Origin of the sequence: Enterococcus sp. DIV2371 (genome assembly GCF_050498525.1) — a bacterium.
Taxonomy (GTDB): Bacteria; Bacillota; Bacilli; order Lactobacillales; family Enterococcaceae; genus Enterococcus_B; species Enterococcus_B mangumiae.
In genome coordinates this window covers 1,568,730-1,584,029 of the sequence record NZ_JBIPAJ010000001.1, presented here as the reverse complement: position 1 = coordinate 1,584,029, position 15,300 = coordinate 1,568,730, and the positions used below count along the sequence as shown (strand labels likewise).

General features: G+C 40.0%; 13 protein-coding genes. 7 read left to right on the top strand and 6 right to left on the bottom strand.

The features are described from left to right. Positions 1-114: 114 nt before the first annotated feature. The 7 genes from IGL24_RS07385 to IGL24_RS07355 all read left to right on the top strand — a co-directional run bounded on the left by IGL24_RS07385 (position 115) and on the right by IGL24_RS07355 (position 8,720). Entirely contained in the window at positions 115-894 is a 780-nt protein-coding gene (locus IGL24_RS07385; RefSeq protein ID WP_206854156.1) for an AzlC family ABC transporter permease, read from the top strand. Beyond that, entirely contained in the window at positions 887-1,204 is a 318-nt protein-coding gene (locus IGL24_RS07380; protein ID WP_207699533.1) for an AzlD domain-containing protein, read from the top strand. Before IGL24_RS07385 ends, IGL24_RS07380 begins: the two co-directional genes overlap by 8 nt. A gap of 129 nt (positions 1,205-1,333) precedes the next feature. Continuing rightward, a complete protein-coding gene (locus IGL24_RS07375) occupies positions 1,334-2,926 on the top strand; it encodes an oligosaccharide flippase family protein (protein ID WP_206854150.1) in 1,593 nt (530 codons plus the stop codon). 252 nt (positions 2,927-3,178) lie between these two features. Then, complete coding sequence (locus IGL24_RS07370) at positions 3,179-4,027, top strand: DegV family protein (protein WP_206854148.1); 849 nt, start codon at positions 3,179-3,181, stop codon at positions 4,025-4,027. A gap of 151 nt (positions 4,028-4,178) precedes the next feature. Beyond that, entirely contained in the window at positions 4,179-4,658 is a 480-nt protein-coding gene (locus tag IGL24_RS07365) for a DUF6530 family protein (protein ID WP_010735448.1), read from the top strand. 21 nt (positions 4,659-4,679) lie between these two features. Beyond that, positions 4,680-6,902, top strand: coding sequence for an AAA family ATPase (locus tag IGL24_RS07360; RefSeq protein WP_207699534.1), 2,223 nt, complete (start codon positions 4,680-4,682; stop codon positions 6,900-6,902). 177 nt (positions 6,903-7,079) lie between these two features. Further along, on the top strand, positions 7,080-8,720 hold the full coding sequence (locus tag IGL24_RS07355; RefSeq protein ID WP_207699535.1) for a glycoside hydrolase family 13 protein: 1,641 nt from the start codon (positions 7,080-7,082) through the stop codon (positions 8,718-8,720). A gap of 87 nt (positions 8,721-8,807) precedes the next feature. Here the strand turns inward: IGL24_RS07355 and IGL24_RS07350 are convergent, their stop codons facing one another. The 6 genes from IGL24_RS07350 to IGL24_RS07325 form a co-directional block, all read right to left on the bottom strand. Then, positions 8,808-9,356: a TIGR01440 family protein gene (locus tag IGL24_RS07350; protein ID WP_206854142.1), complete on the bottom strand. Its 549-nt coding sequence runs from the start codon at positions 9,354-9,356 to the stop codon at positions 8,808-8,810. A 16-nt stretch (positions 9,357-9,372) separates the two neighbouring features. Beyond that, positions 9,373-9,870, bottom strand: a complete 498-nt coding sequence (locus IGL24_RS07345) for an ECF transporter S component (protein WP_207115724.1) — start codon at positions 9,868-9,870, stop codon at positions 9,373-9,375. Between the two features lie 4 nt (positions 9,871-9,874). Then, positions 9,875-10,666: a bifunctional hydroxymethylpyrimidine kinase/phosphomethylpyrimidine kinase gene (locus IGL24_RS07340; RefSeq protein WP_207115725.1), complete on the bottom strand. Its 792-nt coding sequence runs from the start codon at positions 10,664-10,666 to the stop codon at positions 9,875-9,877. A 230-nt stretch (positions 10,667-10,896) separates the two neighbouring features. Next, positions 10,897-12,426, bottom strand: coding sequence for an AMP-binding protein (locus IGL24_RS07335; protein WP_207115726.1), 1,530 nt, complete (start codon positions 12,424-12,426; stop codon positions 10,897-10,899). Positions 12,427-12,730: 304 nt separating this feature from the next. Then, positions 12,731-13,729 carry a tyrosine-type recombinase/integrase gene (locus tag IGL24_RS07330; protein WP_207699536.1) on the bottom strand — a complete coding sequence of 333 codons (999 nt, stop codon included), beginning with the start codon at positions 13,727-13,729 and terminating at the stop codon, positions 12,731-12,733. A gap of 257 nt (positions 13,730-13,986) precedes the next feature. Next, a complete protein-coding gene (locus IGL24_RS07325; protein WP_206854132.1) occupies positions 13,987-15,297 on the bottom strand; it encodes a sensor histidine kinase in 1,311 nt (436 codons plus the stop codon). Between the last annotated feature and the right edge of the window lie 3 nt (positions 15,298-15,300).

The window sequence follows — 15,300 nt, the reverse complement described above, 5'->3', positions numbered from 1 at the left end:
CCTAAAAATGAGAAAAATATTATGTTGTTTTTCGTTAAAACGGCTACATTTTTATTTATTTGTGTTACAATAAGTCCGCTATTTATTTGTTGTAAATTGAAGGAGATATCGTTAATGAATAAACAGAAACGGGCGCCTTGGCAGCAGTCGTTACATGCGGCATTGCCACTTTGCCTCAGTTATATCCCAGTTGGATTAGCTTGTGGGGTCTTACTACAACAAGTTGGTTTTGATCCACTCTTGGCAGGTTTATTATCCATCTTAGTATTTTCTGGCGGCGCACAATTCTTGGTTGCTTCAATGTTGGCTACACAAGCGCCTCTTTCAACCACACTCTTGATGGTTTTTTTCTTAGAACTACGGTATATTTTGCTAGGATCGAGTCTTTCAGGCTTTATGAAGAAAGAAAAGCGTTCCTTTTTAGCTGTGTTTTCTCAATCATTGAATGATGAAAACTATGCAGTCAATTATCTAAAATATTCAACTGATCCCACTTGGGACAAAAGAAAAGCCTTATATGTCAATTGGTTTTCGATGGGCGCATGGTCGATCAGTAACATGGTCGGAAATCTTTTTGGATCCGTGATTCGGGTGGATACAGACTTGGTCCACTTTGCCTTAACTGCCATGTTTATTTTTATGTTCGTCATGCAAATGAAAAATGCCTTGTTGATTTTCACTGGACTCTTTTCGGGTATATTAAGTGTCATTTTTATGGTTTTATTCCAAAATACTTTTGGGTTGATCGTCGCGACACTGATTGCTTCCTCTGCTGGTTTTGCAGTCGAGCGTGCCTTCAAGAAAGAAAGAGAAAAGAAATCTAGTAAAAAGGAACAGGCTTTGAATGAACCATTGTTCCATTTCCCAGAACAGGAGGTCCAACATCATGACTGAATGGTACTTGTTATTACTGGTTCTCGGCTTATTTGTCGTTGCCTATATTCCACGAGTTTTTCCAATGCTTTATTTCACACACCGAAAAGTGCCTACATGGTTTAGTGAGTGGATGAAGTATGTGCCAGTCGCTTTATTTGCGGCTTTAGCTTTCAAGGATGTGTTTATTACTCACGAACATTTAGATATCTCTTGGAATATCAAAATCGCAGCTATGATACTGGTCGTAGGTGTAGCCTATAAGACACGCTCAATGGCTTTATCTGTCATCACTGGTCTAGCTTCTGTATTTTTATTGTCAATGTTATAGAATTTCTTAAGCTTCTCAAAAAAATGGAGAAGCTTATTTTTTTGTTTTCATCAACGAGTTGTCCTTCAAGTTTTTTTTGTTATAATAGGGAAGATGTTTATTCTAAATAGAAATAGTTGAGGTACAGGTATGAATAAGAAATTGATGCAAGGGACATTTTGGCTGACCTTTGCCAATCTACTCTGTAAAGTTTTAGGTGTCGTTTATTTGATTCCTTGGTTAAGTATGATGGGGAACAATCAAGACGGCATGTTAGCAACAACTTTATATAACGTGGGCTATTTACCTTATGGCCTTTTCCTAATGTTAGGTACTGTTGGGTTTCCAAATGCGATTGCAAAGAAAGTCGCTGTGGCAACAAAAAATGACGACGAACAAGCGTGTCGTATCATTTTTCGCAGTACGATCAACATCATGTTCGTGATCGGGATCCTCTCTGCGATCTTGATGTATTTGTTTGCGCCAGCTTTGGCAAAAATCAGTCCTATCTCGAATGTGGATAATGGGATCTTAGCAATCCGTAGTTTATGTCCTTCTTTAGTCGCCATTCCGATTTTAAGTGCGATGCGAGGCTACTTCCAAGGGAAAAACCATCTGCGTCCTTATGGTACTTCATTGATCATCGAGCAAGTGATCCGTGTGATCGTCATCTTAGCTGGTACGTATTATTTACGTGTGCTGACAGATGGGACGATCGTACAAGCGGTCTTGATCAGTACAGTTGCTTCATTCTTTGGAGGGCTTGCTGCTATTGGTCATATGTTTGTTGTCGGACGACAAAACGATTATTTCCGATTAAAGGATTTTTGGATCTCTAGTCGCTATTTCCAAAAAGACAATCGGTCAGCGTCTGTTTCGATCATTCGAGAAACGTTACCGTTTATCTATGTCGGTTCTGTGATCACGATCGTCCAAATGATCGATCAAGTCACGATGAAACCTTTCTTACATCTTTTCAGACCAGAGATTGCGGATCAACAACTTGAATTTTTGTTCAGTCGTGCATCGGTCAATCCAAATAAGTTGACCTTGATCTTGATTTCAATGGTCGGAACAGTCGCAATCAGTAGTTTACCGATCCTAAGTACTTTAGGAAAAAAAGACCGTCTCCAAATTGAAAAAACAGTAGGGGACAGCTTCTCGATTGCTTTGCTGATCTTGTTACCTTCACTCGCAGGGATGTCATTATTGGCAGGTCCATTATATACATTGTTCTTTGGCTATGATCCAGAGAGTGTGGGCTACTTCCAAATGGCGCTATTGGCTTCCTTATTCTTCTCGTTGTTTACGATCTTATCAACGATGCTTCAATCATTGAATCATCATTTGGTCGCAATCAAACTGACGACAGAAGCGATTATCTTAAAAGTAGTCTTCCAAGCAATCGGGCTAGCTTTGTTCGGCGGATATGGCATGAGTTTGTCAAATACATTGGCTTTCGCTTTTGTATTTGTTCGTGGGTATCTTTATTTATCAAAAGAATACCGCATCTCACCATTTGCCAAGATCAGTCAATTTTTCTTGAAGACGTTCCGTTCGACTATGGTGATGTTACTCCTTTGTTGTGTTCTTTTCTTTGTGTTGAGTCTGTCATTATCCATGACTTCAAAAGCGCACGCAGTCGTTTATTGTGTCGTGATCGGCGGCTTTGGCGGTTTGACATTCTTGTTTGCACAATTTGGTAGAAATGCTATGCAAATGGTCAAAAGCTTCAAACGGTAATATATGGTTTTAACAAGCACCATTCAATCGATCAATCATCAATATTCCAATAATAAGTCAGGACGTAAGAAAAGATATTTCTAGTCCTGGCTTTTATTTCTTTTAGAAGAGGATGAAAGGTTCAAATCTTTGCATTTTGATAAAAAACATGGGTTCCTTTTTCTATAATCCGGACAAAGGTTCAAATATTTTCTTACTTATGATATAGTATTAAAGACTGGTAAAATTCTTTGAAACGAGGAACTTAAATAAATGAAATTAGCAATCGTAACTGACAGTACAGCTTTCCTGCCAACACGTATCAAGAACCATCCTGACTTATATGTGATCCCCATCCCTGTGATCTTAGATGGCAAGATCTATAACGAAGGCATTGACATTGAAGCAGACGAATATTACGGGCTGTTGAAAAACAGTAAAGATTTCCCTACGACTTCCCAACCTGCAGTAGGTGAAGTTCTAGCACTTTATGAAGAACTAAAGGAAAAAGGATACGATACGATCTTAAGTATCCACTTATCAAGTGGGATCTCTGGGTTCGTCAATACGCTATTTGCGATGAAAGACGACGTCAAAGATATGACGATTGTTCCTTATGATTCTAAAATCACTAGTATGCCCATGGGCCATATGGTAGAATCTGCTTTAGACTTAAATGATAAAGGTTATTCACTTGAAGCTATTTTAGCGCATGTCGATCGAATCAGAGACAATACATATGCCTATTTGATCGTAGATGACTTGAACAACCTTGTCCGTGGTGGACGCTTGACGAATGGCGCAGCACTTATCGGTGGCTTATTGAAAATCAAACCGATCTTGACTTTCTCAGATGGAAAAATCATTTTATTCGAGAAGATCCGTTCCAGCAAAAAAGCTTTTGCACGTGCGGAACAAATCATTGGTAAACGAAATGAAGAGATCAAACCACCGGTCAAATTATATGTGATCCATGCGAATAATCTTGAAGTTGCAGAAGAAGAAAAAGCAAAATTACAAAAACAATATCCGCAAGCAGAAATCGAGATCGGCCACTTTGGTCCTGTTATTGGTAGCCATTTAGGTGAAAAAGCGATCGGTATTGCGATTTCCGCGCAATGATTCTGCCAAAACAAATAATGATAGTAAAGAACAGTTTGAGCACATGTTGCTTAAACTGTTTTTTTGCATTTATAACTGATTTAACTTATACTGGCGTTAAATATCTAGTAGTTTACTAAATTACTAAACGACTAAAAAGGAGTAGAGAAGCATGGAGATCCCAACAAATCTAAAACATAAACCAGTGATCGTGGTAGAAGATTACGACAAAGTAGACGGCAGAAATGCCTTGCATACAGATGCTAAAGGTCTGTCATTAGGATTAGCACAGTGGAATGATCGTGGCAAAGTCGATATTTCCGGAAAAGTGTGGCGTCACACAGGTGAAAAGTGGTCTCGCCAATCAGAAGAATTACCAATTACACGAATCCTTGACTTAGCGATTTTAGTTGCGCAAGGAAGTGTGTATTTTCAAGATGCGTACCGCCACGAGAAATTTTATGATCCTGAAAATCCAGTTGTCGATATCATTGGCTTACAAGGAAATCGGATGACTGTGGAAGTCGATACTAAAAACCCTAAAATCGATGAAGATATCATGTTGTATTATGATGCATTACAAAAAGATGGCGAATTACTTGGTGAACGTTTTCGTATCTTGAAACGTTTGTTAGATGATCTAGGGTATTAATGTCATAAGGAAGTGTTTATCATGGAAAACTTTTCACTCACCGATCAACGTGTGTTTATACCGATCGAAAAACAAATGATCTGGAAAAAACCAGCTAGTCACCAAACAAGTGAAGAAGAACTGCGCATTGCCACTGAGATCAAAGCAAACTGGCATGATCCAGAAATGAAAATCAGTAATGTGCTACTTGAAGGGGATGCTGGCTCTGGGAAAACCCAACTAGCCAAGGCACTCTCTTTTGATCTACAACTGCCTTACACAAAAGTGACTTGTTTTGCAGATATGGATAAATCAGATGTCTTTGGTGCATTATTACCAGTGATCGAATCCGATCAAGAAGACGATCAGGAGTTATTAGCCGCGATTGAGCAAACAGACACACTCGACGCTGTGTTGCGCTTGATTGAACAACACTATCAAATCGATCAACAGACTGCTAAAGCAAAGTTAGCTGATTTGGTACAACGGATCGAAGAGCAGCAAGAAAGCGCGGTCCATTATAAATATTATCCGTCTGAGATCGTGCGTGCCATCGAAAAAGGCTATTTATTAGAAATCCAAGAGCCCACGGTGATTCGTGACGCTTCGGTTCTTGTTGCTTTGAACTCTGCCTTAGAAACAAATGGTTTGTTAAACTTACCGACAGGAGTGATCCAACGCCACCCCGACTGTGTCATCGTCATTACGACGAATCGTAATTACCAAGGTAACCGACCGCTGAATGAGTCATTACGAGATCGGATGCAGCATGCTGAGAAAATGGATTTACCAGAGCTTTCAGTCATGGTGGAGCGAGCAATTAGCAAGACGCAAGTCAACGAACCAACACTTTTGTTGAAAATGGCAGAGATCATTCGTCTCTTAGACGAAACAGCGAAAGCAAATGCGATCAAGGGTGTTGCTGGAATGCGTTCTTACTTTTATTGGGTCAATACGATGAAGCAAAACCAAGATATCTTTGCTTCTATTTATCCAAAAGTGTTGTATAAACTAACGACTGATCCAGATGAATTACACATCTTGACGACTGCATTGACGGATAGCGGGCTTTTAGATGAGCTGAGGGAACTGATTCGACAAAAGAAATGGGGCGACGTATCAAAGGAAGTTGCGCCGGTCAAAGGTCGGAGGATCAGTGAAGAAGAAGCGGCAGAGCGCCAAATCGAAACATTGGTAGAAGAAACCGCATCACTGGGTGAAAGCACCGCAAAAGAAGAGGAAGCCGTGCCAGAAGAGACTGCGGAAGAAAAGACACAAGCTGAACCTTTACCCTTAACGGAAGAGCGAAGCAAAGATGTCGAAGGACGTAGCCAACAGCAACTACAATCGGAGGATGAATCAGAAGAGATGTCTGCTTCAGATATGGAAGCTTTGGACAAACAACTGAAACGTGAGCTGAATAAAGAAGCACGTCAACTGATGAAGAACACGATCCATGAAAAAGAGGGATTGATCGTTCATCGTCCTAAGTTCGAAGTAGGAAATCCTGAAGTGGTAGCGATTCGTCGAGAAATCGATCCAGTCGTTGATTCATTGAGTCGCCAAATCCTTGATTTATTGGAAAATGAAGAAAGTGACACCTACCAAAAAGGGAAGTATGAAGGACAGCGGTTCAATGCTAGTCGGATCGCTTATGGTGATCTGCGGCAATTTGATAAAAAAAATCCACCGCATGAACAGCCTTCATTGGCGGTTGGATTACGAATCGATGAGTCTGGTTCGATGGTTCGTGACGATCGGATCTTGGCGGCTAAAAAAGCAGCATTTGCTGTTACGGCATTTGCGAAACGAGTACGTATTCCTTTGTTGATCTACGGTGATACAGCCGATGCTTCGACAAGAGAAAAAACATCGATCTTTTCGTACAAAGAATTTTCAGATTCATTTGATTGGTTAGAACAGAAATTGGTAACCATGAAACCAAGGCAAAACAACCGCGATGGTGCAGTTTTACGTTTGATTGCTGGCAAACTAAGTGAACAAACAGCTACAACAAAACTGATCATCAACATCAGCGATGGCCAGCCAAAAGCCTTACCTGATTACACGGGTGTTAAAGCAAAAAATGATATACAAGAAGTATTGACTGAATATGAACGGCAAGGAATCGTTTTTGTTTCTGCCGCAATCGGACAAGATAAGGAAGAGATCAAAGAAATTTATGGCGCAAGTCGGTTCGTGGATATCACTGATTTGACGACTTTTCCAAAACAAATGATCCAATTGATTTCTCGTTATCTATAAATAAATACTAAACGAACATCAAAGATGAGGTATACCATGGTCTTTGATGTTCGCTTTTTTAATTTTTTTCATGTATTATCAGCACTACTCCATCTGATGTTCGCATAAAAAAGTTAACGGTAACAAATATGTAACCGCTTGAAATTAAGCTATAATAAAGAAAAAAGGGGGATAAGTATGAAGCAGACCGAAAAGTGGTGGAAAGAAGCAGTTGGTTATCAGATCTATCCAGCGAGCTTTAAAGATAGTAATAATGATGGGATTGGCGACATCAATGGAATTCGCGAAAAACTAGGCTATTTGAAAGAACTAGGGATCGATTTTATTTGGATCAATCCAATCTACAAATCTCCGTTTGTCGATAACGGTTATGATATCAGTGACTATCAAGCGATCCTCGAGAAGTTTGGCACAATGGATGATTTTGATGCTTTATTAGCAGAAGCGCATCAACTGGGGATCAAGATCATTATGGATCTTGTCATCAATCATAGCTCGGATCAGCATGAATGGTTTATTGAATCCCGCCAGTCGGTCGACAATCCTTACCGTGATTACTATATTTGGGTCGATGGCACACCGAATCAAGCGCCTAATGGCTGGCAATCGATTTTTGGCGGCTCCGCATGGGAATATGATGAACAAACTGGTCAATACTATTTACACATTTTTGCCAAAGAACAACCAGACTTGAACTGGGAAAGTGACAAACTGAAAGACGAACTCTTTACAATGATCCGCTGGTGGTTAGATAAAGGCATCGATGGTTTCCGTTTAGATGCGATCTCTCATGTCAAAAAAGATGAATATTCTGTCGAAGCGACCGAAAATCCTTTTTCTCCTTTTCAAAATGTCTCGGGTATTGAAGATCACTTGACGGAATTAAAAGAGGTCTTTGATGAGTACGATATCATGACTGTGGGAGAAGCAAGTGGTGTTTCGGCAGATGAAGGACCTGAGTGGGTAGGGGATAATGGCTACTTCGATATGATTTTTGAATTTGATCACATCTCGATCTGGAAACATGAAAAAGATGGGGACTTAGATGTATTAGGTTTGAAAAAATCACTAGTCGCTTGGCAGCGGTCATTGGACGGTAAAGGGTGGAATGCTCTTTATATGGAAAATCATGATGTACCAAGGTGTGTGTCAGTCTTCGGTGATACGACCCCAGCATATTGGCAACTGTCTGCTAAAGCGATCGCTATGATGTATTTCTTTCTACAAGGGACACCGTTTATCTATCAAGGACAAGAGATCGGTATGACAAATCTACCATTTTCTTCAATTGAAGAGATCGATGCAGTGGATTCGAAAAGACTTTATCAACAATTACTTGATGAGGGACGATCAGAAGAAGAAGCCTTGGATATCGTCGCAAATACGACCAGAGATAACAGTCGGACACCGATGCAATGGAATGAAGAGTCATATGCTGGCTTTTCTACGGTTGATCCTTGGCTGATCGTCAATCCGAACCACCAAACGATCAATGTCGCTGAGCAAACGAATGATCCACAATCGATTTTCTCTTTTTACAAAGAGATGATTGCGATCCGTCGCGAAAATAAAGGATTGATCTATGGTAGTTTTAACGAGTATCTTACAGAAGATGAACAACTCTTTGTGTATGAACGAGTTCTTGATGAAGAACAATACCTGATCATGGTCAATTTGACCGATGAACCAGCAACGTATTCTTTACCAACAGAAATTGGCACAAACTGGGAAGTATTACTGGAAAATCAACCACGTACAGTATTTGAACGAAGTGGAACATTCGCTCCGTATGAAGCACGTCTTTATCGAAAAAATTAGTGAAGTGAACGTGTGGTAGAAGTGTACAGTCAAAAAAGCCCAAAACCCGAAATTTTTAGAATGATTTCAGGGTTTTGAGCTTTTTTATTATTCGTATTGTGCACGAGGCCCGCCAATGTATTTCGGACGAGACCGTAAAGCAGTCACATGAGCGCTGCCTAATGTATTTGAGCGAGGTCGGACAGGAACTTGAACATGTTTGACGTGCATGCCGATCGCGGTGTCACCGATATCGATTCCTGCTTGAGCCACGACATGCTCCACTTCGACAGGATCACTGAATTGATCAAATGCTGCAACTGAGCAGGCACCACCCGCGTGAAGTGCAGGAATGACAGAGACGATCTCAAAGTCTTTCTTTTCAGCCACTGAACGTTCGACAACTAACGCCCGGTTCAGGTGTTCACAGCCTTGAACTGCTAATGAAATCCCTAGTGGGTCCAGCTGTTCTTTCAGTGTTTCGATGACCCATTGACCGATTTCTGCATTTGAGTTTTTCCCAATGTGTCCGCCAACGATCTCACTTGTACTACAGCCTAAAACAAATAGATCGCCTGCTTTAAGATTGGCTTCGCTTAGAATATCTGAAACCATTTCCGTTAATTGTTGTTTGAAGCTGTCTTTTGTTACTTCCATTTTTTATTCATCCCTTTTACTTGGTTTTTACCGTTGTTTGTTGCAAAGGCAAGCGCATCAATGCTTTTGTCAGAGGAATCGCAACCACTATACCGACAATGTTTTGGACCAAATTGCTTGGTAATGAAGCGACACCGACTGGCCAGTCATACAACAACCAGCTAGCAAAGAAATAGCCTAAGACCATAATGATCGTACCTAATGTCAAGCCGAAGCCCCAACGCACAGAACCTTTTCCTGCAAAGTAACCGGCAACCCATCCTTGTAAACCATGGATCAATAAAGAGAAGATCGCCCATTGGGGATAACCAGCAAGTAAATCAATAAACAAGCCACTTCCTGCACCAACGATCAAGCCGCCCATCGGACCAAAAAGCGCAGCTGCGGTATAAATACCGACTTCACATAGCGTGACAAATCCATTGGTTCCAGGGATTGGGATCAAGATGACTAAAGAGATCCCGACAGTCAAAGCTGTTAACATCGCATAGATAGCAATTCTTTTCGTATTCATTAATTCATTCCACTCCTTTTCCTTGTGACCAAACACTTCCCGTCTGATCCTTCATCATGACACCGTTCAAGATACAGTCATAGACAAAAGCCTTACTGCGTGCAACAGCCTCTGTCAAAGGATAGCCTAAGACAAGATTAGCAGTAATCGCTGAGGCAAACGTACAACCTGCACCGTTGACGGTTTGTTGTTCTAGTTTTTCCCGTCTAAAAGTAATCGTTTCTTTTCCATTGAATAACACATCCAATGCTTCATCCCCGATGATTCCAGTACCGCCTTTGATCACGACGTTTTTCGCACCTAAAGAATGGAGATATTTCGCACAATCCACCATTTGGACAAATGTGTTGACTGGTTGACTATAAAGTAGGGCAGCCTCCTTTAAATTAGGTGTCAAAACATCTGCCAGGGGAAATAGCTCCTGTATCATTTTTTGCATATAGGCTTGATTTAAGGTATCGTTTGTTTCCTTAAATGCAAAGACAGGATCGATCACGATTGGCAGATCTTCAAAATGGGTAAGGAAGTCACGTACAATGTCGATTGCTTCGATTGAATGTAATAACCCGATTTTTATTCCATCTAAATCGGTCATTTGTTTGATCGAATCCAATTGTTTGGCTAACCATTCTGCCGGAATCGTCTCTAAAATAAATGCGCCATCTGAGTCGAGCATGCCGATACAGGTCAATGCACTCATTCCAAAAATATGATGGTTCTCAAATGTCTTTAAATCAGATTGGATCCCACCGCCAGCAAATGGATCCGAGCCGCCGATCGTTAATATTTTTTGCACTTTCATCCCTCCACAAAAAGAGTATACCGTTTTCGAGTTCAAAGAAAAACAGCCAATTGGCAGATTGTTAGGTCAGCCAATTTTTTAAATATGATTGTGATTCAAAATTCAAGTTTGAACGAAAGAAGAGGGAAGAAAAATTAACTCCTTTTGAAGTTTAAAAAGCGATCAAACCATAAAAAAGCAAGCACCTTCTTACATAGAGGAAGGGTGCTTGCTCAAACTGCTCATTAATTATTTGCTTCTTTGAATTCTTTTTCGATTTGCAAACGTTGCACTTTCATCGTTGCGGTTCTTGGAATATCTTCATAGGCACGTAAGATTGGTTTGTTCAATCGTGGTAATTCATGGACTTGGTTCCACCAACGATCCCAATCCATCTCTTGATTAGGTGCTAAAGCGATGATTGGTTGTGGTGAATTATCTTTGTCACGAACGATCACGACTTCAGCTAAAAATTCCAAGGAATCTAATAAGTAGTCTTCGATTGCTAACGTACTGTTGATCGTGTCGATCAAATCAACTTGACGATCTTTCAAATGGAGGTGACCTTCATCATCGATGCAACCGTAGTCGCCACTATCCCACCAAACACCATACACGTTTTCTTGGAAGCGAGCATCTTCTTTGTAATAAGTCAATGCACGACCTTTTGAGAGTAAATGGATGTGTCCATCTGTGTTAGCAGGTAGTTCATTACCCGCTTCATCAGTGATCCTTGCTTTCGTCAAGTCGCCTAAACCGACACCCATATCACGTGCATCACTAGTTTTTAGGCTTTCTAACGTATGAGCTTTTAAAATCATTGGCCCACATTCACTTTGTCCGTAAACTTGTAAAAAGATCGCATCTTTAGTCGCTGATGTCTGTAGGAAAACTTCCATTGTTTGATTGTTGATTGCATCAAACGTAGAGTGGTAGTAGCGAATCCCAGAAAAAGCTTCTGGATGCTCTCTAGCAGTAAAGCTCCATTGCACGAAATTATTCGGATGTGTCTCTAAAGCAATTGGCGGATTCTCTAATAATAATTTCACTACATGTTCACCTTGAGGTTCTGCAATCGGCATCATAGGAAAGCCCATTGCCATCAGTGAAGAAATACCGATGTTGAATCGAGAATGAACAGGTGAAATATGAAAAGCAACTAACTTTTTCTCGGCAATTTTAGTAAATACTGTTTTTTGCCATTTTGTCCGCCAGCCCATCGAATGAGCAGAGTGACAAATCAATTTAGGGATACCAGTCGTACCTGAAGTATGAGTCATATAGGAGATCTCATCGTTATCTAATTTCTTTTGTTCTACAGGAGTGGCTGGTTGCTTGATCAAATCAGCGACAGCTAATTGTTTGCTTTTTGTGCCATTCGTGATTCCTGCCACACGTTCGCTTGTAACTTCATCGAATAAGATATAAGGATCTTCCAAGCGATCGACAAATACTTCAAGTGTACTTGTTGGTAAATGGTAAGAAGGCATCACAGGGACAGCACCTAGATAAGACGCAGCGACAGCCATCAAGTACGTGTCAAAAGCAGAACTTTTGTAAATCATGATTTTATCGCCAAGTGATACACCTAAATTCGCAAGTTGATAAGCGCGTGTCAACACTAGCTCATGACATTCCTTGTAAGTGCTTTTAGAACCAAGTTCTGGAAAAGCCACTAAAGTTTGATCAAAAATCATTGGGACATCTGGTGTTCGTTCTGCCGCTTCTTGAAAATTCGTATAAAGATTAAGTGGGGTATAGTCGATTGTTTCCATCTTTCACGCTCCATAAACATATTTGTTAATAAATGTACAAAGTCTTAATTATGATAGCACATCCTGAAACTAAATAACAGAGAAATTTAGTTAATAAGATAGCCGAATGATTGAAAAACATACGATTAAATTTGGCGTAATAAGCTTTAAAAATCTACCGAATATTTTTATATCATCCATAAAATAAGAGTAAATATTTATCTGGTTTTTTCTCCATCTATAGCTCTTTTTTTACAACACTAAGAACTCAAAAATGCAAAAGCGACTTCTTTGAAAAATAAATATTTCTGATCCAACCTGTTTGTCATCGATAGGAGAAGTCACGCATCTTCTCATAAATTTCTTCAAATGAATGAGAACGAACATAGCGATTCCCGCAGAGATAATTCACAGCATCTTTGTCACCTAAATATAGCTCAGTGTAATAGCGGAAAGTTTTTCGACACAATTCCGGTGAAACATTTTTGTACACAGCGATTCGCTCAAGGACTTGGCGGATCGTTCGAGGAGAGATTTGCTCATCGTGAGAAGAGCGGAAAACAAATGACTCACCAGATGATTCTTTTTTATGTTGGTCATAATAATTTGCGAGTATCGGCAGTGCTTCATTGGGAATAGGTACTCGATTCAAGCGGTTCGCTTTTCGATCAACAACCAAAATCTGTTTCGTTAAATCAATGTTTTTCCACTTTAATTCCACAACTTCATGGATCTTCAAGCCACAATAGAGCAGGACAGCCACGATTGCCAGATTTCTTGCACGGTTTTTTCGTTCAAAAAGTGCTTCTCGTGGGGAATTGAATCCTTTTGAAGGAATAAAGAGAGAGTCAAAATCGCTTAATAAAGAAGCATCGATATAACGTGGAGCAGGAGCAGTCGTCTCTGGTAAGCTATCTCCTAATAAGGAAATCTCTTTTTCAATCGAACCTTTTTCATATAAAAAACGTAAAAAATGATTCAAGGCATACTGTTTGCGAGAGATTCCATAATACCCATTTTTAAATTGTTGTTGTGTTTCTTGTGAAGCGGCAGTATGAAAAGCGCGTGTATGAAGGTAAACTTCACTCAAAAAATTTAGATACACTTGTTTTTCCAACTGAATGATCAACTGGTCATCAATCTCTTGTTTATGCGTCTTTCGTAAATAGTCTGTAAATAAATGGAAATCTTTTGCATACTCAAAGCGACTAGCCAACGATAATTTTTTTTGATTTGCTTGTAAAAATTCATTGAAGATCGGAGGCAATTGAAGCATCCGTTGTTTCAATTTTTCTTGTAGCTGTTTTCTTGTTTTCATATCCATGCAAAAAACCTCCATTTCTTATTTGAGAATAGGGAAGAAGCATCTAGCCAAATTTTTCGATAGGATCACTTCAAACCTTTTGCTTATTCGTCTTTTAAGGTAAGCAACAAAATGTATCAATTATTTTTTGCCATAGGTTTATTTTACTACAATTAGCCAATGAATACGAAAAACAAAACCAATAAAAAACACTTCATCCTAGCCTCAGCTATTGATCGAAGTGTCTTTTAACGTGTGATTAAATCTAACAGTGTCGCTTATTTGATAGGCAGCTGGATTTTAAAATCAACGCCTAAAGGTTGATGATCCGCTACCGTCAATTGTCCTTTATGTTGTTCGATCAATTGTTTCGCAATCGCCAAACCAAGACCATAACCGCCAGTTTCTTTTGATCTTGCTTGATCCTCTCGGTAAAAGCGATCAAAAATCCGTTTCTTGTCTTCATCGCTGATCGAAGGGCCGGTATTTTTGACATGGATCACCCAATCTTTGTTCGTGTTCGTTGAGGTGACGATGATTTGATCGTGTGTACTTGTATATTTCAGTGCGTTATCCAACAAAATCACTAAGACTTGATGGAGTTTTTTCGGATCTGCTAAAACGTTGATATCTGCTTGATTATCTAAAAGAAATTCTTTTTGATCAATCGTTGCCATCTCTTGGAAAGGCTTGACCAGCTCGGCAATAAACCCTTTGGTACGTAACTCTTGCTTCGTGAGTGTATCTTGACTTGAGTCGTTCCGTGCTAACGTCAACAAGTCCGAAGTCAACCCAGTCAAACGTCTCGTTTCAGACAATGCTTGTGCGATACTTTCAGATTCATCAATGATCGTATGGTTCGGTTTGGTGAATAAATGTTCCAAACTATTTTGGATGATCGTCAAAGGTGTGCGTAACTCATGTGAGGCATTTTCGACAAATTCTCGTTGTCGCCGCCAAGAAGCAAGGATCGGACGCATATTGAGCTTGGATAAATAATAACTGACGCCGATGGAACCTAACCAGAAAACAATCATGCAAAGGATCATGATCGTTTGGAATGTTCGCAAAGAAGAACTGATTTGATTGGTATTTTCTAACACTTGGACATAGGCAACTTCGCCTTGATTTGTTGCTTTTTTGGTGATGGAACGAAAAGTAAGGGGCGTTTCTTGTCCATCTTGCCCCAAATCAATATTTTGGATCGTGTCTAGATGAGTGGTGTCTAGCTTGATTCCTTCGATTTGATTAAACCGTCCGCCGATAGTTTCTTTATTCAATACTTCACCCGAAGCCGACCACAAAATGACTTGCGTATTAAAACGATCACCTTCTGGTAGGGAGTCTGCTTGACGAGGCGGGATTTGGGCGTTTAAGAAAGGATCGCCTTGTTGGTACCGTTCGATTTCTAATTGCACCATACGAGAATTGATCGTGCTGTTTTTCAACATCAGATCGGTTTCACGATAGGCGGTCTGGTTCAATAGTTGCAAAATGATTCCGCCAAGCAAAAGAAAGATCACCGCAAATGCTGTCACGTTAGCTGCAAAAAGTTTTTTACGTTGTCTATTTGAAATACTGTCAGTCATAGC

What these genes read in the sequence shown, in the direction of transcription:
- IGL24_RS07380 (WP_207699533.1), top strand. Translation starts at nt 887, where the DNA reads ATGACTGAATGGTACTTGTTATTACTGGTTCTCGGCTTATTTGTCGTT.
- IGL24_RS07330 (WP_207699536.1), bottom strand. Translation starts at nt 13,729, where the DNA reads ATGGATATGAAAACAAGAAAACAGCTACAAGAAAAATTGAAACAACGG.
- IGL24_RS07335 (WP_207115726.1), bottom strand. Translation starts at nt 12,426, where the DNA reads ATGGAAACAATCGACTATACCCCACTTAATCTTTATACGAATTTTCAA.
- IGL24_RS07385 (WP_206854156.1), top strand. Translation starts at nt 115, where the DNA reads ATGAATAAACAGAAACGGGCGCCTTGGCAGCAGTCGTTACATGCGGCA.
- IGL24_RS07345 (WP_207115724.1), bottom strand. Translation starts at nt 9,870, where the DNA reads ATGAATACGAAAAGAATTGCTATCTATGCGATGTTAACAGCTTTGACT.
- IGL24_RS07370 (WP_206854148.1), top strand. Translation starts at nt 3,179, where the DNA reads ATGAAATTAGCAATCGTAACTGACAGTACAGCTTTCCTGCCAACACGT.
- IGL24_RS07360 (WP_207699534.1), top strand. Translation starts at nt 4,680, where the DNA reads ATGGAAAACTTTTCACTCACCGATCAACGTGTGTTTATACCGATCGAA.
- IGL24_RS07325 (WP_206854132.1), bottom strand. Translation starts at nt 15,297, where the DNA reads ATGACTGACAGTATTTCAAATAGACAACGTAAAAAACTTTTTGCAGCT.
- IGL24_RS07355 (WP_207699535.1), top strand. Translation starts at nt 7,080, where the DNA reads ATGAAGCAGACCGAAAAGTGGTGGAAAGAAGCAGTTGGTTATCAGATC.
- IGL24_RS07365 (WP_010735448.1), top strand. Translation starts at nt 4,179, where the DNA reads ATGGAGATCCCAACAAATCTAAAACATAAACCAGTGATCGTGGTAGAA.
- IGL24_RS07350 (WP_206854142.1), bottom strand. Translation starts at nt 9,356, where the DNA reads ATGGAAGTAACAAAAGACAGCTTCAAACAACAATTAACGGAAATGGTT.
- IGL24_RS07375 (WP_206854150.1), top strand. Translation starts at nt 1,334, where the DNA reads ATGAATAAGAAATTGATGCAAGGGACATTTTGGCTGACCTTTGCCAAT.